Source organism: Pseudonocardia oceani (assembly GCF_019263585.2).
GTDB lineage: Bacteria > Actinomycetota > Actinomycetes > Mycobacteriales > Pseudonocardiaceae > Pseudonocardia > Pseudonocardia oceani.
In genome coordinates this window covers 5,895,342-5,912,772 of the sequence record NZ_JADQDF010000001.1, presented here as the reverse complement: position 1 = coordinate 5,912,772, position 17,431 = coordinate 5,895,342, and the positions used below count along the sequence as shown (strand labels likewise).

Genomic DNA, 17,431 nt, shown 5'->3' with positions numbered 1-17,431 from the left:
CGAGGCTGGTGGCGGAGGTGGGGCCGATGTCGGAGGTCGAGGACGTGCGCAGGGACCGACGGGAGGTCACGGGCGCCGTGCGCGCCCTGCTCGCCGACGGGACCGCGGTGAGGCTGCGGGAGCTCACCGACGCCGACGCCGACGCGGTCGCGCAGCTGCACCGGCAGCTTCCGGTCCAGGACCGCTACCTGAGGTTCTTCAGCGCGGGCACCACATCGGTCCCGCCCGTCGTCGAGCGGCCCGGATCGGCATGGATCGGCGCGTTCCGCGGGGCGGGCCTCGTCGGCGTGGCCGAGTACACGGTCGGCGACGACCCCGCCGCAGCCGAGGTGGCGCTCGCGGTCGGGCACCCCGAGCAGGCGCACGGGGTCGGGACGCTGCTGCTGGAACACCTGGCCTCGCTGGCCCGGCACCGGGGCCTTCGCCGGTTCACCGCCCGGGTCCTGCCCGAGAACACCCGCATGCGGCGGGTCTTCGCCGACCTCGGCCTGCCCGTCCGGACCGTCCTCGACCGGGACGAGCTCGCCGTCGAGGTGGACCTCGACCCCGACGCCCGGTACCTCGATGCCCTGGCCGAGCGTCAGCAGCGGGCCGACGTGGCGAGCCTGCAGCCGATGCTGCGACCGCGGTCCGTGGTCGTCGTCGGAGCGAGCCGGCGCGGCGGGTCGGTCGGCAACGCCGTGCTGCGCAGCATCCTCGCGGGCGGCTTCACCGGCACGGTGGCCGCGGTCAACCCGCACGCCGCCGAGGTGGAGGGGGTGCCGTGCCACCGGTCGGTGGCCGACCTGCCCCTGCCCTGCGACCTCGCGGTCGTGTGCGTGCCCGCGGCGACGGTGCCCGCCGTGGCGCGGGAGTGCGGGGAACGCGGCGTCCGCGCCCTGCTGGTGATCTCCTCGGGCCTGTCGGGCGACCCCGGACCGGCGCACGACCTGGTGGAGGTCGTGCGGCAGTACGACATGCGGCTGGTCGGCCCCAACTGCCTGGGCCTGTCCAACAGCGACCCGGCCGTGCGGCTCGACGCGGGCTTCGCCGCACCCGGCACCGCGGCCGCGGGCGAGGTGGGCCTGGTGTCGCAGTCCGGCGGGGTCACCATCGCCGTGCAGGACGCGCTGCGCCGGCTCGGAACCGGCACCTCCACCGCCGTGTCCACGGGGGACAAGTACGACGTGAGCGGCAACGACATGCTGCTGTGGTGGCGCGACGACCTCGTCACCCGCGCCGCGGTGCTCTACCTCGAGTCGTTCGGCAACCCGCGACGGTTCTCCCGGTTCGCCCGGCGCCTCGCCGCCCGGATCCCGGTGCTCACCGTTCGGTCGGGCAGCTCCGAGGCGGGCCGCCGGGCCGCCGCCTCGCACACCGCCGCGACGGCCACCCCCCGCGTCGTGCGCGACGCGCTCTTCCGCCAGGCCGGGGTGAGTGCGCTCGACCGGTTGTCCGAGGTCCCCGAGCTGCTGGCCCTGCTGCTGTGGCAGCCCCTGCCCGCTGGGCGGCGGGTCGCGGTCATCAGCAACGCCGGAGGGGCGGGGGTGCTCACGGCCGACGCCTACGTGGCGCGCAGCCTCCCGGTGCCCCCGCTGGCCGCGGCGACCCGGCACGCGCTGGCCCGGGCGCTCCCGTCCGGCGCCGCCGTGGGCAACCCCGTGGACACGACCGCCGTCGTCGCCCCGGCGGTGTTCGCCGACGCCGTGCGCGTCCTGCTCGCCGACCCCGGGATCGACGCCGTCGTCGCGGTCACGGTGCCCACGGCACTGGGGGACCCCGGTGACGGGATCGCCGCACTGGCCGCCGGACCCCGCCGGACGGCCACCCCGCTGCTGGCCGTCCGGCCCACCCAGCCGGAGAACGTCGCGGCGGTGGGTGGTGCCGCCGGGCAGCGGGTGCCGTGCTTCGCCGACCCGGCCGCGGCGGCCACCGCACTCGCCCACGCCGTGACGCGCGCGGAGTGGCTGGCCCGCCCGGCCGGTGCCCCGTGGGCCCCTCCGGGCACCGGACCCGACCTGGCCCGCGCCGCCGGCGTGGTCTCCCGGTACCTGCGGGAGCACCCGGCGGGCGGCTGGCTGCCACCCGACGGCGTGGAGGACGTGCTCGAGGCGTTCGGCATCCCGGTGCTGCGGAGCGCGGTCGTCGACGGTCCCGACGCGGCGGTCCGCGCGTTCGTGCAGGCGGGTGTGCCCGTCGCGCTCAAGGCCGTCGCCGACGGGGTGCTGCACAAGGCGGCGGCGGGCGGGGTGCGCCTCGGGCTGGACAGCTCCGAGGCGGTCGAGGGAGCGGCCTGCGAGCTCGTCGCGCGGTTCGGCGGGCGGCTGCGCGGCCTGCTCGTGCAGCCCATGGCCGCACCCGGCCCCGAGCTGCTCGTCGGCGTGACCGCCGACCCGGCGTTCGGCCCGCTCGTCACCGTCGGGCTCGGGGGCGGGCTCACCGATCTGGTCGCCGACCGCGCCCACCGGCTCGTCCCGCTCACCCCCGCCGACGTCGGGGAGATGCTCGGGGAGTTCCGGGCGGGCGCCGCCCTGTTCTCCCCCGACGCGCGGCAGGCGATCGACGGGGAGGCGGTCCGCGACGCCGTCCTGCGGGTCGGGCAGCTGGCCGAGCTGCTGCCCGAGGTCGCCGAGCTCGACCTCAACCCGCTGGTCGTAGCCGCCCGGGGCTGCGTCGCCGTGGACGCGCGCATCCGCGTCGAACCCGCGTCCCCCGGCGACCCGGCCACACGCGCCCTGCGGATCTGACGGCCCGCCCCGACCGGTCGATCTCGTCGGACACGGGACCTCCGGCCCCCCTCGAGGGACCTTTCGCCTCAGCATTGGGCCGTGCGGAGCAACCGACGATGACCGCAGCACCCACGACGGAAGGACGCCGATGGCGATCGACGCCGGGCAGGGGCAGCACGGGACGGACGGACCGGCCGCCGACGCGCTGCTGCGGACGGGACGGTTCTTCACCCGGCGGCAGACCTCGCCGGACCTGCGGGCCGTGTACCGGGAGGGCGGGCGCGACGGCGACGCCTTCTACCGGGACCGCTGGAGCCACGACAAGGTGGTCCGCTCCACGCACGGGGTGAACTGCACGGGGTCGTGCTCGTGGAAGGTCTACGTCAAGGACGGGATCATCACCTGGGAGACCCAGCAGACCGACTACCCCTCGGTCGGCCCGGACTCCCCGGAGTACGAGCCGCGCGGCTGCCCGCGCGGTGCGGCGTTCTCCTGGTACACCTACTCGCCGACCCGGATCCGCTACCCCTACGCCCGCGGTGTGCTGGTGGAGCACTACCGCGCGGCGAAGGCCCGGCTGGGCGACCCGGTGCTCGCCTGGGCCGACGTGGTGTCCGACCCCGAGAAGCGGCGCAGCTACCAGCGGGCCAGGGGCAAGGGCGGGCACGTGCGGGTGTCGTGGGACGAGGCCGTCGAGATGGTCGCCGCCGCGCACGTGCACACGGCCAAGGTCCACGGCCCCGACCGGATCGCGGGCTTCTCCCCGATCCCGGCGATGTCGATGGTCAGCCACGCGGCGGGCTCGCGGTTCATCGAGCTGGTCGGCGGCGCCATGACCTCGTTCTACGACTGGTACGCCGACCTGCCGGTCGCCTCCCCGCAGGTCTTCGGCGACCAGACCGACGTCCCGGAGTCCGGGGACTGGTGGAACGCGTCCTACCTGCTCATGTGGGGCTCGAACGTGCCGGTCACCCGCACGCCCGACGCGCACTGGATGGCCGAGGCCCGCTACAAGGGCCAGAAGGTCGTGGTGGTCTCCCCCGACTACGCCGACAACACGAAGTTCGCCGACACGTGGCTGCCCGCGCAGCCGGGCACCGACGGTGCCATGGCGATGGCCATGGGCCACGTGATGCTGAAGGAGTTCTTCGTCGACCGGCGGGTGCCGTTCTTCGTCGACTACGTGCAGCGCTACACCGACCTGCCGTTCCTGGTGACCCTGGACGAACGCGACGGCGCCCACGTCCCGGGCAAGTTCCTCACCGCCGCCGACCTCGGCGACGCGGGCGAGGGCGCGGAGTGGAAGACCGTGCTCGTCGACGGGCGCACCGGCGAGCCGGTCGTGCCGAACGGGTCGCTGGGCTTCCGGCACACCGAGTCCGGCGAGGGGCGCTGGAACCTCGAGCTGGGCGACGTCGCCCCGCAGCTGAGCCTGCTCGGTGACGACGCCGCCGAGGTGCTGCTCCCCCGGTTCGACGCCGTCGACGGCACCGGGGGCGTGCTGCGCCGAGGCGTCCCGGTCCGCCGGGTCGCGGGGAAGCTCGTCACCACCGTGTTCGACCTGATGCTCGCCCAGTACGGCGTGCACCGCGACGGCCTGCCCGGCGTCTGGCCGACCGGGTACGACGACGCGACGCAGCCGTACACGCCGGCCTGGCAGGAGTCGATCACCTCGGTCCCGGCCGAGCAGGTCACCCGCGTGGCGCGCGAGATGGCGCGCAACTCCGAGGAGTCCGGCGGCAAGACCATGATCATCATGGGCGCCGGGATCTGCCAGTGGTTCCACGGCGACGCCACCTACCGGGCGATCCTGTCGCTGCTGCTGCTCACCGGCTCGATGGGCCGCAACGGCGGCGGCTGGGCGCACTACGTCGGACAGGAGAAGTGCCGCCCGGCCACCGGGTGGGCGACGATGGCGATGGCGACCGACTGGCAGCGCCCGCCGCGCCAGATGATCGGCACGGCGTACTGGTACACCCACACCGACCAGTGGCGCTACGACGGCTACCGCGCCGACGCGCTGGCCTCGCCGCTCGCGGAGGGGAAGCTCGCGGGCATGCACACGATCGACACGATCGCGCTGTCGGCGCGGCTGGGCTGGATGCCCTCCTACCCCCAGTTCGACCGCAACCCGCTCGACGTCGCCGACGAGGCGCTGGCAGCGGGTGGCGACGTCGCCGCCCACGTGGCCGGGAAGCTGCGCGACGGGGAGCTGAAGTTCGCCATCGACGACCCGGACGCCCCGGAGAACTGGCCTCGCTGCCTGACGCTGTGGCGGGCGAACCTGCTCGGCTCCTCGGCCAAGGGCGACGAGTACTTCCTCAAGCACCTGCTGGGCACCCACAACAACCTGATGGCCGAGCAGACGCCGCAGGACGCCAGGCCGCGCGACGTCGCCTGGCGCGACGAGGAGCCCCCCGAGGGCAAGCTCGACATGCTGCTGGCGCTGGACTTCCGCATGACGAGCTCGACCCTGCTCGCCGACGTCGTGCTGCCCGCCGCCACCTGGTACGAGAAGCACGACCTCAACACCACCGACATGCACCCCTTCGTGCACGCCTTCACCCCGGCGATCGACCCGCCGTTCGAGACGCGCACCGACTTCGACGCCTTCCACGCGATCGGCCGCCGCTTCAGCGAGCTCGCCCGGACCCACCTCGGCGTGCGCCACGACCTCGTGGCCGTGCCGCTGCAGCACGACACGCCGGGCGAGACCGCCCAGCCGGGTGGGCGCGTGCTCGACTGGCGCGCGGGCGAGTGCGAGCCCGTGCCGGGCCGGACCATGCCGAACTTCGTGGTCGTCGAGCGGGACTACACCGCGATCGCCGACAAGATGGCGAGCCTGGGCCCCCTGGTCGACCGGCTCGGCGTGACGACCAAGGCGGTGACCTACCGGCCCGACGAGGAGGTCGCGCACCTGGCGGCGAAGAACGGGGTGATGCTCGGCGGCGCCGGCGCCGGCGACGGGCGCCCGGCGCTGGACACCGACGCGAAGATGGCCGAGGCGATCCTCGCGCTGTCCGCGACGACCAACGGCCGGCTCGCCGTCCAGGGCTTCCGCGAGCTGGAGCGCCGCACGGGCACCCATCTCGCCGACCTGGCCGAGGGCAGCGAGGAGAAGCGGATCTCCTTCGCCGACACCCAGGCGCGGCCGGTGCCGGTGATCACGAGCCCGGAGTGGTCGGGCAGCGAGACCGGCGGCCGCCGCTACGCCCCGTTCACCGTCAACGTCGAGCGGGCGAAGCCCTGGCACACCCTGACCGGTCGCATGCACTTCCTGCTCGACCACGACTGGATGCACGAGTTCGGCGAGACACTCCCGGTCTACCGGGCCCCGCTGAACATGCACCGCCTCTTCGGCGAGCCCGAGCCGGGCGAGCTGGGTGCGGACGGAAGGTCGGTGGCGGTCCGGTACCTGACCCCGCACTCGAAGTGGTCGATCCACTCGGAGTACCAGGACAACCTGCTCATGCTGTCGCTCTCGCGCGGCGGGCCGGTGGTCTGGATGAGCCAGGAGGACGCGGCCGCGATCGGCGTGCGCGACAACGACTGGGTCGAGCTGGTCAACCGCAACGGCGTGCTCGTCATCCGGGCGATCGTCACCCACCGGATGCGGCCCGGGGCGGTGTTCGTCTACCACGCCCAGGAACGGGTGGTGAACGTGCCGAAGTCCGAGGCGACCGGCCGCCGCGGCGGGATCCACAACTCGGCGACCCGGATCCTGGTCAAGCCGACCCACCTGGTCGGGGGCTACGCCCAGTTGTCCTTCGCCTTCAACTACCTCGGCCCGACCGGGAACCAGCGTGACGAGGTGACCGTCGTCCGGCGGCGCGCCAGCCAGCGAGTGGAGTACTGATGCGTGTCATGGCCCAGATGGGCATGGTGATGAACCTCGACAAGTGCATCGGGTGCCACACCTGCTCGGTCACCTGCAAGCAGGCGTGGACCAACCGCAGCGGCGTCGAGTACGTGTGGTTCAACAACGTCGAGACCCGCCCGGGGCAGGGCTACCCGCGGCGCTACCAGGACCAGGAGCAGTGGAAGGGCGGCTGGGTGCGCAACCGGCGCGGCCGCCTGGCGCTCAAGGCGGGTGGCCGCTGGAGCAAGCTGCTGACGATCTTCGCCAATCCGGTGCTGCCGAACATCCGCGACTACTACGAGCCGTGGACCTACGACTACGAGACGCTCACCGACGCCCCGCTGGGGGACGACTTCCCGGTCGCGCAGCCCACGTCGCTGCTGTCGGGCCGGCCCATGGCGGTGGAGTGGAGCGCCAACTGGGACGACGACCTCGGTGGCGCCCCCGAGCACGGGCCGCACGACCCCATCGTCGAGCGCCTCAACCGGGAGTCGCTGCGCCGCGAGTCCGAGGACAAGGTCAGGTTCGACTTCGAGCGGGCCTTCATGTTCTACCTGCCGCGGATCTGCGAGCACTGCCTCAACCCGTCGTGTGTGGCGTCCTGCCCGTCGGGGGCGATGTACAAGCGCGCCGAGGACGGCATCGTGCTGGTCGACCAGGACCAGTGCCGCGGCTGGCGGATGTGCGTCACCGGCTGCCCCTACAAGAAGGTGTACTTCAACCACCGCACCGGCAAGGCCGAGAAGTGCACGTTCTGCTACCCCCGGGTGGAGGTCGGGCTGCCCACCGTGTGCAGCGAGACCTGTGTGGGGCGGCTGCGCTACATCGGGCTGTTCCTCTACGACGCCGACCGGGTCACCGAGGCGGCGTCGGTGGAGGACGAGAAGGACCTCTACTCCGCGCAGCTCGACCTGCTGCTCGACCCGCACGACCCGGAGGTGATCGCGGCCGCGCGCCGCGAGGGCATCGCCGAGGACTGGCTGGAGGCGGCGCGGCGCTCCCCGGTGTACAAGCTGGCCAAGGAGTACCGGGTGGCGCTGCCGCTGCATCCGGAGTTCCGGACGATGCCCATGGTCTGGTACATCCCGCCGCTGTCCCCGGTGGTCGACCGGCTCGCGGAGACCGGGCACGACGGCGAGGACGCCGGCAACCTGTTCGGCGCGATCGACGCCCTGCGCATCCCCGTCGAGTACCTCGCCGAGCTGTTCACCGCGGGCGATCCCGAGCCGGTGCGCGGGGTGCTGCAGAAGCTCGCGGCCATGCGCTCCTACATGCGCGACGTCACCCTGGACCGGCCCCGCGACGAGTCCGCCGCCGCGGCGGTGGGCATGACCGGGGCGCAGGTCCTGGAGATGTACCGGTTGCTGGCGATCGCCAAGTACGAGGAGCGCTACGTCATCCCCACCGCCTACGAGGCCCAGGCGCACCACCTCGAGGAGATCGGCTGCAGCCTCGACGTCGACGGCGGGCCGGGGATGGCCGCCGGGAGCGGGCCCTTCGGCGAGGCGTCCGGCCGGGCCACGCCGGTGTCGGTCGAGACCTTCCACGCCCTTCGCGACCGCCAGACCAGCGACTCCCTCGCCGACCCCGGCGAGCGCGGGGCTCGGGTCAACCTGCTCAACTGGGACGGCAAGGGACGCCCACCCGGGATGTTCCCGCCCCCGCGAACCCTCACCACCCCGAACGAACGGGACGTTCGTACGGACCCGTCGGACGAACGTGCCGTTCGTTTGGGTGGGGTCGGGGAGTCGGGGGGGCGATCGTGAGCGGCGCGCGGGTCCACGCCGCCGTGCTGCAGGCGGCGTCGGTGTGCCTGCAGTACCCCGACGACAGCGTCCTCGCGACGCTGCCGCTGGTCCGGCGCACCGTCGACGGGCTGCCGCCGGGCGAGCCCCGCAGTCGGCTTACGGCGTTCCTCGACCACGCGCAGCAGGCCGCACCCGGCGAGCTCGGCCGGCACTACGTGAGCGTGTTCGACACGCGGCGCCGCTGCTGCCTCTACCTGACCTGGTGGACCGACGGGGAGACCCGCCGCCGCGGGAGCGCGCTCGCCGCGCTCAAGGCCCGCTACCGGGCGGCCGGGGTGGAGTGGGACAGCCCCGAGCTGCCCGACTTCCTGCCCGCCGTGCTCGAGTACGCGGCCACCGCCGACCTGGCCGACGGTCTCGCGCTGCTGCAGGAGCACCGCGCCGGGATCGAGCTGCTGCGCCTGGCGCTGGTCGACGCGGGCACGCCCTACGCCGCGGCCGTCGAGGCGGTGTGCGCGCTGCTGCCCGGGCCCTCCCCCGCCGACGTCGCCGCGGCCAAGGCCCTTGCCCGCAACGGCCCGCCCCGCGAGCAGGTCGGCCTCGAGCTGCTGCCCTTCCCGACCGCCCGCACCCCGCACGACCGGACCCCGGACGCCGAGATCGGAGCGACCCGATGACCACCCTGGACGTCCTGCTGTGGGGCGTGCTGCCCTACGTGGTGATCGCGGTCCTCGTCGGCGGCACCGTGTGGCGCTACCGCTACGACAAGTTCGGCTGGACCACCCGCAGTTCGGAGCTGCACGAGTCCCGGCTGCTGCGGATCGGCAGCCCGCTGTTCCACTTCGGCCTGCTCGTGGTGATCATCGGACACGTCATCGGGCTGGTGGTCCCGAAGAGCTGGACCGACGCGGCGGGCCTCTCGCAGGAGGCCTACCACGTCCAGGCGCTCTTCCTCGGGGCGATCGCCGGGTTCTGCACGCTGGTCGGCGTCGGCATCCTGGTCTACCGTAGGCGCACCACCGGGCCGGTCTTCTCGGCGACCACGAAGAACGACAAGCTGATGTACGCGGTGCTGGTCGCGGCCATCGTCGCCGGGCTGGCCACGACCCTGCTCGGCGCGGCGGGCGGGGAGGAGCACAACTACCGGCTCACCGTGTCGCCCTGGTTCCGCTCGCTGTTCGTCCTGCAGCCCGACATCGAGGCCATGGCCCACTCCGGGCTCGCCTTCCAGCTGCACACCCTCATCGGGCTGGCCCTGTTCGCGATCTGGCCGTTCACCCGGCTGGTGCACGCCTTCACCGCGCCGGTCGGCTACCTTTTCCGCCCCTACGTCGTCTACCGGTCCCGCACCGGCGGCACCGCGTCCCGCGCCCCCCGGCGCGGGTGGGAGCGCGACACCACCCCCGGCCCCCGACGCTGACCGGAGTCATCGTGCAGAAGCTCTCCCTCGACGCCCCGGCCCGCGAGCAGCTCGAGGCGGCGGGCCGGGCCCCGGCCGGCCGCGCCGCCCGCACGGCCGTCGGCGGGCACGACCACCTCCTGCGCCAGACGGTCATCGCCCTGTGCGCGGGGCAGGAGCTGGCCGAGCACGAGAACCCGGGCGAGGCCACCGTGCAGGTGCTGCACGGCCGGGTGCGGCTGGTCGCCGGCGACACCGAGTGGGAGGGGCGCCACGGCGACCTGCTCGTCGTCCCGCCCCGGTCGCACCGGCTGGAGGCGGTGGTGGACTCCGCCGTGCTGCTCACCGTGGTGAAGCAGCCGGGGCGCGGCGCCCCGCCCGCGGGCTGACGCCACCGTCACCCCTCCGCCCGAGCTCGTGCCGCCCGCACCGAGGTGTCCTCCGAGGTACCGACATGCCGATCTTCCTCTATCGCCTGCTGGCCGTGGCGAGCACGCGGCTGCGCGGGTGGCGGCTCCCGCTCCTCGTCGTCGGGGTGGTGTTCGCGACCAGCTGGGTCGGGATGTGGTGGGCCGAGCCGGCCGACAACCCGATCGCCCGGCCCGAGGTGTACTGGTGGTGGTTCCTCGTCACCGCCGCGACCGTGGGGTACGGCGACCACTACCCGACGACCCCGCTCGGGTACGTCATGGGCGGTTACGTCATCGTCGGGGGCATCGTCACACTGACGATCCTGTTCACCCGGCTGGGATCGCACCTCCAAATCCTGAGGGGGAGGCGGATGAAGGGACTCGCGCAGATCGACGCCGCAGGTCACACGGTCATCCTCGGGTACCTGGCCGGGCGCACCGAGCGCATGATCGACGAGCTGTGCGTGGAGCGGGACCGGCCGCTCGTGCTGTGCGCGGCCGACGACGTGACCGAGCACCCGGTGCCCGAGCGGGCGCACGTCCAGTTCGTGCGGGGGGACCTGACCGGCCCGGACGTGATGACGCGCGCGAGCGTGGCCCGTGCCGCGACCGTGATCGTCGACGGCCACGACGACAACGAGAGCCTGGCCATCGCCCTCGCGGCCGACCACGCGGGTCCCGGCGCCCACCTCGTCGTCGCGCTGCGCGACCTGACGCGCCGCGAGCAGCTGCGCTACATCGACCCGGCGATCCAGTGCGTGCAGTGGCACATGCCGAACCTGGTGACCGACGAGGCCCTCGACCCCGGCATCACCGAGGTCTACGCCGACCTGATGAGCAGCGGCGGGCAGGGCAACACCTACTCGGTCCGGGTTCCCCCCGAGCTCGCGGACCGCACGTTCGGCGAGTGCCAGACGCAGTTCGGCAGGCGCTTCGGCGCCACGCTGATCGCCGTGCGCACCGGCGGAGAGGTCGTCGTGAGCCCCGGCTGGGACACGCCGGTCGGGCCCGCGGCGACGCTCTACTACCTCGCCGGCCGGCGGATCGACGAGGCGGAGCTGCGGCCTGCCCGCTCGCGGGGGTGTCGCCTCACCCCTGCGCCTCGCTCATCGGTGGGGCCGGAGCCGCCGGGACGCGGAGCAGCTCCCGGCCCGTGAGGACCTGCAGTGGGATGCACACGACGTGGTCCGATGCCAGCGGCACCCAGGTGTCCAGGCCCAGTCCCGACAGCTCGGCGAGCCGCTGCGGATCGACCACCTCGTAGGCCTCGCCGACGCCGAGGACGCTCCAGCCGGTCCGTGCCACCGGATCGATGTCGTCGACCTGGAACGCGACGACGGCGCCCCGCGTCGCGGCGGCCACCTTGCCGGTGCTGGCGGTGCGGAACAGCACCTCCTCGCCGTCGAGGACGTAGTTGACGGGCTGGGCCGCCGGCAGCGCGCCGTCGGTGAAGACGACGCGACCGACCACGCGCCCGCGCAGCAGGTGCAGGCACGCGAGGCGGTCGAGAGCCCGGAACCCGGCCTCTCCCGGCACCTCGGCACCGATGTCATGACGCATGCCACCAGCATGGACGCCGGGGCCGGACGGCAGCAGGGCCGGAAGTCCCGTGCGGTGCGGCACCGGTCCCGGACCGGTCACCGGGGCGGCACGGGCGCACCCCCGCTCCGGGGATCCGGGGCGGGGGTGCGGGATCGGGCGGCGGGGCTCAGGACGGCCTGGGCGCCCCCGGCCGCGCGTAGCGGACCCAGGTGACCGCGATGCAGAGCACCGCGAACGCGGCGCCGATGTAGTAGAAGGTCTCGGGCTCCATGAGCGTCAGGCCGACCCCGAAGAAGAACGGCCCGAACGCGGCGATCGCGGCGGTCCACCCGATCACGCCACCGGCCTGGCGGCGCTCGAAGATCATCGGCATCTGCTTGAACGTCGAGGCGTTGCCGATCCCGGTGAACAGGAAGATCGCCAGCATCCCCAGCACGAACCCGGTGAACTGGCTCTGCAGCCCGGCCGCCCCGACCGTGACGTCCGGCGACAGCGTGGTGCTGGTGAAGATCACCGAGGCCAGGATGCCGATACCGCTGACCAGTGTCCACGGCGCGCCGCCGAACCGGTCGGTGAGCGGGCTGAACAGCACGCGCGCGGCCGCGCCGACGAGCGGACCGAGGAAGGCGTAGGCGACCGGGTCGGGAATGCCGTAGCCGGCCACGAGGACCTGCGTCGTGCCGTCCGCGAGCCGCGTCGCGATCTCGGCGTTCCCGCCGCCGTACAGGTTCTTGATCAGCAGGCCGAACTGGCCGGACAGACCGGCGAACGTACCGAAGGTCATGATGTAGAGCAGCGTCATCCACCAGGTGTCCTGGTTGCGGAAGATGTCGAACTGCTGCCGGACGGTGGTCGTCACCGGGACGCTCTTCAGCATCGTCCAGGCCAGGAACGCACCGATCAGGACGAACGGCACGTAGACCCATGCCGCGTTCTGGTACCAGACGTCCGCGGGCGCCCGGCCGGGGAAGGTCTCGGTCTGCGCGGCGCCGAGGAAGCCGACCATCGAGAACCCGATGACCCACGGGGTCACGAACTGCACCAGCGACACGCCGAAGTTGCCGATCCCGGCCTGCAGGCCCAGCGCGGTGCCCTGCATGCGTCGCGGGAAGAAGTAGGAGGTGCTCGGCATGAACCCGGAGAACGCGCCGCCCCCGATGCCGGACATGAACGCGAGCGCCAGCAGCCAGGTGTAGGAGGTGCTCGGGTCCTGCACCGCGATCGCCCAGCCGACCAGGGGCACCAGCAGGAGCAGCGTCGTCAGCGTGACGAGCTTGCGGGTGCCCAGGACCGGTGGCAGCACCATCCAGACCAGCCGCAGGATCCCGGCCGACAGCCCGGGCACCGCGACCAGCCAGTAGAGCTGGTTGGTGCTCAGGTCGAACCCGAGGTTGGTCAGTTTGGGGGCGATCGCGCTGGCGATGAACCAGGACGCGAACGCCAGGGTCAGGGTGAAGGTCGTGACCGACAGGGTCCGCCAGGCCAGCGCCCGGTCCCAGGTCCGCTCGTCCTCGGGGTCCCACGCCTGCAGCCACTCGCCGCCGGTCCGGGTCCTCGTCATGGGGTCGGTGCTCATCGCGCAGATACCTCCTGGGCTCGCGGGGTCTCGAAGTGGTCGGCCAGCTCCGGCGAGTGCGTCTGCAGCATCCGGACGACGGTGCGGTGCATCCAGACGGCGCACACGGCCGTGAGCAGGAACAGGACGAAGAAGGTGGCCGAGGGCAGGCCCGTCCAGCCGGTGGCGTAGGCGAACAGCGGCGGGAGGAAGAAGCCGCCGAGGCCGCCGAGCATGCCCACCAGGCCGCCGACGGAGCCGACCTCGTCCGGGAAGTACTCGGGGATGTGCTTGTACACCGCGGCCTTGCCGATGCCCATGGCGCAGCCGAGCAGGAACACCAGCGCCGTGAAGGGCACGACGCCCAGCTCGTAGGGCAGGACCTCGCGGTCGCCCGGCTGCACGACGATGTGGCCGTTGGGCATGCTGAGCAGGAACGTGGCCGCCAGCATGATCCCGAAGGTCCAGTACATGACGCGGCGGGCGCCGAACCGGTCGGAGAACCAGCCGCCGAGCGGGCGCAGCAGGCTCGCGGGGAAGATGAACAGCGCGGTCAGCAGCGCCGCCACACCCAGCGAGAGGCCGAAGTTGGCGGTGTAGTACTTCGGCAGCCAGGCCGCCAGTGCGACGTAGGCGCCGAACACCGCGACGTAGTAGAGGCTGAACCGCCACACCCGCGCCTGGCGCAGCGGCACCAGTTCCTGGCGCAGCGTCCGGCCGCGGCCCGGCGTGCGGTCCTGGCGCGGGGTCAGCGTCCACAGCAGCACCGCCACCACGAGCAGCAGCACCGCGTAGAGGACCGGCACCAGGCGCCAGCCGCCCTCGACGACGCCGAAGTACGTGCTGCCGGCCGTCGCCGCGATCAGCGCGGGCCCGATGAACTTCGTGACCGAGGCCCCGACGTTGCCCGCACCGAAGACGCCGAGCGCGAAACCCTGCCGCTCCCGGGGGTACCAGGCGGAGTTCCAGGCGATCCCGGCGGAGAAGCCGTTGCCGGCGAAGCCGACCAGGAACGCGAGCAGGAGCAGCATCCCGTAGCTCCCGGCCATCGAGACGAGGAGCGCGAACACGGCCGTCGCCACGAGCATCGCGGTGAACACCACCCGCCCGCCGAGGCGGTCGGCGACGATGCCCGCCGGCAGCCGCCAGAGCGACCCGTTGAGGATCGCCACCGCGGACAGCCAGGACAGCTGCACGTCGGTCAGCCCGAACTCCTGCTGGATCGGGATGCCCAGCACCCCGAACATGAGCCAGGCCGCGAACATCAGCGTGAACGCGACGGTGGACAGGACCAGCACCCTCCGGGCCCCGGGTGGTTCGGGTGCCCGGGCGGGGGTGGCGGCGACCGGCGCGGGGCTCAGCCGTGTGGACATCGGTGTCTCCGGGTCGTGGTCGGTGGGCGAGCCCGGTGGGGCCGCCGTCGTGGTCCGATCGTCGGTGGCGCCCACCCGGCGTCGACAGGGACCAACGGCCCGACCCCCCTCCCGAAGGTCACCGGGAGGCTCCGCACGCGACAGGCGCACCGCAGCCCCGGGTCCGGTCAGCGCGTGACCTTCGGCCCTGCCGCCCGCCGTCCGGGACGGGCAGGGTGGTGCGCATGCAGGACCGCCACACCCCGCAGCTCCCCCACAGCGCCGGCCCGGTCACCGGTGCGGTGCGGCGCCTGACCGTCGAGTTCGACGGCCGGGTCCGCCCCCGCACGCTGCGCCGGACCGTGCAGCGCGCCCGCCGCGACCTCGCCGGGGTCCCCGAGGGCGCGCTGCCCGAGCTGGTGGAGCGGCTGGCCCGCGAGCGCCTGCGGTCGGCACCCTCCGCCCGCCGGTAGCGCCCGCACCCGGCAGCGCTCTCAGACGGCCGGGAGGTAGACCCTCGTCGTCGTCCCGTCGTCCTGGATCAGGGCCGATCGGGGGAGCCTCGCGACGACGCAGGCCTGGTAGTAGTCCCCTGCCGAGCTCGCGAAGTTCAGTGCCGTGACCACGTAGAGGGTGAGGAGGAACTGCGGCGCCACGGTGAGCAGCAGGACGATCAGCACGGCGCCCCAGAGCACGGCCGGCGCGAGCGCGACGACGACGAACGCCCTCCTGTCGAGGTAGGCCCGGTTCCCGGTGACGAGGTAGGGCAACCGCAGGGCGACGCTCGGACGGACGCCCGAGACCGCCCACAGGACCGCGCTGTGGGTGAGTTCGTGCACGGCCGTGTAGAGCAGGCACGCGATGGCCGTCACCGCGGCGGTCGTCCAGACACCCCAACCGCCGGTCGGGAGGTCGATCACGAATGCCAGACCCACCATGGCGCCGGCGACGAGGGCGAAGACCACCTGCACCGTGGTGGCCGCCTTCCCCTCCTTGAGGTCGAGCTCCGCGTGGAGTCGGTGGTCCGCCGGAGGGGCGGTCACGACGGGGGCCGCGACTCGGGCGGACACGCGCCCACCGCGCCCGTCACCGGGCACCGGCGAGCAGCACGGCGAGCACGTCGCGGATCGACACCACGCCGACGATGCCGGTGTCCCGCTCCACGAGTACGTGCCGCACCCCGGCCTCCAGCATCGCCTCACCGGTGGCGGCGATGCTGGTCCCGGCACCCACCGTGATCAGCTCGGTGCTCATGACGTCGGCGGCCTGAACCGACTCGACGTCGCCGCCGGAGGCGACGACGGCGACGAGATCGCGTTCGGAGACCAGTCCGACGACCGTGCCACGGGCGCGGACCACCACGGCACCGATCTCGCCGGCGGTCAGCTCCTCGGCGACCACACGCAGCGAGTCGCCGGTGGCGACCTCCGCGGGTGCCACGGACATCACCTCCGTGACCGCGTCGGTGGGCGCGGCACTGTCGAGACGGGCGGTCATCGTTCCTCCTGCAGGGATCCGGGGCGGGTCCGGCGGACGCCGTCCCGCACTCCATGCTGGGTCCGCGCCCCGTACCCGCGCCCGGGCGGAAGGCCCCGACCTCTCCCGCGAAGGTCCTGCCCGGTCGAGGCTTGCGGGTCGGTGCACGCGGTGGACGGGCTGTCCTTCACCGTCGAGCACGGCGGGGTGTTCGCGCTGCTGGGACCCCAACGGGGCCGGGAAGACCACGACGACCGAGATCCTCGATGGTCACCGGAGCCGCACCTCCGGCGCCGTGCGCGTGCTGGGCTGGGTCCGCAGACGGGGGGCCGGGAGTACCGGGAGTGGCCGCAGACCATCACGAGTACCCGGCAACCTGGTCGTGGTGCGGGTCCGCGGCTCCACCGCACCGACCACCGGGCCCCGCGGCACACGCCGGTACTGCGGCGGCTCCTCGCCGGCCAGGCGCTCCTCACCGTGTTCGTCGAACACCCCAGCCCCCGCGCGATCGCCTCGAGGGCATCCCCTCGGCCCGATGCAGCCGACGGATCTCCGCCCAGTCACGCCGACGGCGATCCCGAGGGCCTCCGCCAGCCGTCGGCGCGGAACCCGGTGGCCGTGCTTCTGTGCCGTCCGTGGCCTGGTCCGCTTGTGCGGCCGGTCGAGCCGGCTGGCAGGGACGTGCGCCCTTGGAGGCCGAGGGGCCGGTCGAGCGCGCACAAGGCCGTGGGGCTGGTCGGCTCGGTCACGATCCCGACCACCCCGGGCGTCGTCGACGAGGACCGGGGCTGCCCGCCGGCTCAGCGGCGGCGCCCGCTCCACTCCGGCTCGACCTGCTCCCACTCCTGCTCCCACAGCGCCGAGTTGACCCGCCCGGTCGCGATCCGCACACCGGCCCAGCACCCTCCGAGCACCAGGCCGCCGAGGAGCACCACGCCCGTCGCCGCGATGCCGCCGGCGATCACGGCCTCGTCCTCCCCCACGGGCCGGGGGACGACACGCCCGTCGTGGTCGAGCCAGATGGTCACCGTGCTGCCCGCCCGCAGGGCCGGCGCCGCCTCGACCAGCCCGCTGCGCGGCGTCCCGTCGGGGTCGGCCCAGCTCGCCCGGGCGTGGACGAGGCTCGGAGCGGTCCCCCTGGCCCCGCTGACCACCGGTGTGTCCTCGAGGAGGACCGCCTGGACCGGCGTGCGCGCGGCGCGCTCGACCAATCCCCGCTCGACGGTGCTCCCGTACGCGGCGGAGCCCGCCAGGACCGCCGCCAGCAGCAGGAAGGCACCCATCGAGGTGAGCACCCACGCCGCGACGTCCTCGACGACGTCGGTGAACCGCCGGCGGCCCCGGTCACCGCTCCGCTGCGCGGACTGCTGCCGCCCGGTCAT

Annotated in this window: 14 protein-coding genes and 1 pseudogene; 9 read left to right on the top strand and 6 right to left on the bottom strand. The window is 73.5% G+C overall.

What is annotated here, in order from left to right:
- Nucleotides 1–26 precede the first annotated feature (26 nt).
- The 7 genes from I4I82_RS29645 (at nt 27) to I4I82_RS29615 (ending at nt 11,281) form a co-directional block, all read left to right on the top strand.
- Nucleotides 27–2,726, top strand: coding sequence for a bifunctional acetate--CoA ligase family protein/GNAT family N-acetyltransferase (locus I4I82_RS29645; protein ID WP_218591884.1), 2,700 nt, complete (start codon nt 27–29; stop codon nt 2,724–2,726).
- 130 nt (nt 2,727–2,856) lie between these two features.
- On the top strand, nt 2,857–6,564 hold the full coding sequence (locus tag I4I82_RS29640) for a nitrate reductase subunit alpha (protein ID WP_218591885.1): 3,708 nt from the start codon (nt 2,857–2,859) through the stop codon (nt 6,562–6,564).
- Nucleotides 6,564–8,333, top strand: a complete 1,770-nt coding sequence (gene narH / locus I4I82_RS29635; protein ID WP_218596265.1) for a nitrate reductase subunit beta — start codon at nt 6,564–6,566, stop codon at nt 8,331–8,333. Before I4I82_RS29640 ends, narH begins: the two co-directional genes overlap by 1 nt.
- Complete coding sequence (gene narJ, locus I4I82_RS29630) at nt 8,330–8,992, top strand: nitrate reductase molybdenum cofactor assembly chaperone (RefSeq protein ID WP_226370319.1); 663 nt, start codon at nt 8,330–8,332, stop codon at nt 8,990–8,992. The genes narH and narJ overlap by 4 nt, the downstream gene beginning before the upstream one ends.
- The gene (gene narI, locus I4I82_RS29625; protein WP_218594582.1) at nt 8,989–9,735 is read left to right on the top strand and encodes a respiratory nitrate reductase subunit gamma; all 747 of its coding nucleotides are present in this window, start codon (nt 8,989–8,991) and stop codon (nt 9,733–9,735) included. Before narJ ends, narI begins: the two co-directional genes overlap by 4 nt.
- Before the next feature lie 11 nt (nt 9,736–9,746).
- Nucleotides 9,747–10,103 (top strand): cupin domain-containing protein, encoded by a 357-nt coding sequence (locus I4I82_RS29620; RefSeq protein ID WP_218596264.1) that lies wholly within the window; start codon nt 9,747–9,749, stop codon nt 10,101–10,103.
- Between the two features lie 65 nt (nt 10,104–10,168).
- Nucleotides 10,169–11,281 carry an ion channel gene (locus I4I82_RS29615; protein ID WP_218594584.1) on the top strand — a complete coding sequence of 371 codons (1,113 nt, stop codon included), beginning with the start codon at nt 10,169–10,171 and terminating at the stop codon, nt 11,279–11,281.
- Here the strand turns inward: I4I82_RS29615 and I4I82_RS29610 are convergent.
- From I4I82_RS29610 to I4I82_RS29600, 3 genes are all read right to left on the bottom strand, one after another.
- Nucleotides 11,214–11,684, bottom strand: a complete 471-nt coding sequence (locus I4I82_RS29610; RefSeq protein ID WP_218594585.1) for a pyridoxamine 5'-phosphate oxidase family protein — start codon at nt 11,682–11,684, stop codon at nt 11,214–11,216. The genes I4I82_RS29615 and I4I82_RS29610 overlap by 68 nt on opposite strands.
- A 148-nt stretch (nt 11,685–11,832) precedes the next feature.
- On the bottom strand, nt 11,833–13,242 hold the full coding sequence (locus tag I4I82_RS29605) for an MFS transporter (RefSeq protein WP_218596263.1): 1,410 nt from the start codon (nt 13,240–13,242) through the stop codon (nt 11,833–11,835).
- Nucleotides 13,239–14,594 (bottom strand): MFS transporter, encoded by a 1,356-nt coding sequence (locus I4I82_RS29600; RefSeq protein ID WP_218593351.1) that lies wholly within the window; start codon nt 14,592–14,594, stop codon nt 13,239–13,241. The genes I4I82_RS29605 and I4I82_RS29600 overlap by 4 nt, the downstream gene beginning before the upstream one ends.
- 224 nt (nt 14,595–14,818) lie before the next feature.
- Here I4I82_RS29600 and I4I82_RS29595 point away from each other — a divergent pair, with 224 nt between their 5' ends.
- Nucleotides 14,819–15,046, top strand: coding sequence for a hypothetical protein (locus tag I4I82_RS29595; protein ID WP_218593352.1), 228 nt, complete (start codon nt 14,819–14,821; stop codon nt 15,044–15,046).
- A 21-nt stretch (nt 15,047–15,067) separates the two neighbouring features.
- On the opposite strand, the gene I4I82_RS29590 is transcribed toward I4I82_RS29595, so the two are convergent.
- On the bottom strand, nt 15,068–15,643 hold the full coding sequence (locus I4I82_RS29590) for a DUF3267 domain-containing protein (RefSeq protein ID WP_218593353.1): 576 nt from the start codon (nt 15,641–15,643) through the stop codon (nt 15,068–15,070).
- A gap of 16 nt (nt 15,644–15,659) precedes the next feature.
- Nucleotides 15,660–16,070 carry a CBS domain-containing protein gene (locus I4I82_RS29585; RefSeq protein ID WP_218593354.1) on the bottom strand — a complete coding sequence of 137 codons (411 nt, stop codon included), beginning with the start codon at nt 16,068–16,070 and terminating at the stop codon, nt 15,660–15,662.
- Nucleotides 16,071–16,211: 141 nt separating this feature from the next.
- Between I4I82_RS29585 and I4I82_RS29580 the strand changes: the two are divergent.
- Nucleotides 16,212–16,391, top strand: a pseudogene (locus I4I82_RS29580) (ATP-binding cassette domain-containing protein); the annotation flags it as partial.
- A 458-nt stretch (nt 16,392–16,849) separates the two neighbouring features.
- Here I4I82_RS29580 and I4I82_RS29575 read toward each other — a convergent pair.
- A complete protein-coding gene (locus I4I82_RS29575; RefSeq protein ID WP_218593355.1) occupies nt 16,850–17,431 on the bottom strand; it encodes an Rv1733c family protein in 582 nt (193 codons plus the stop codon).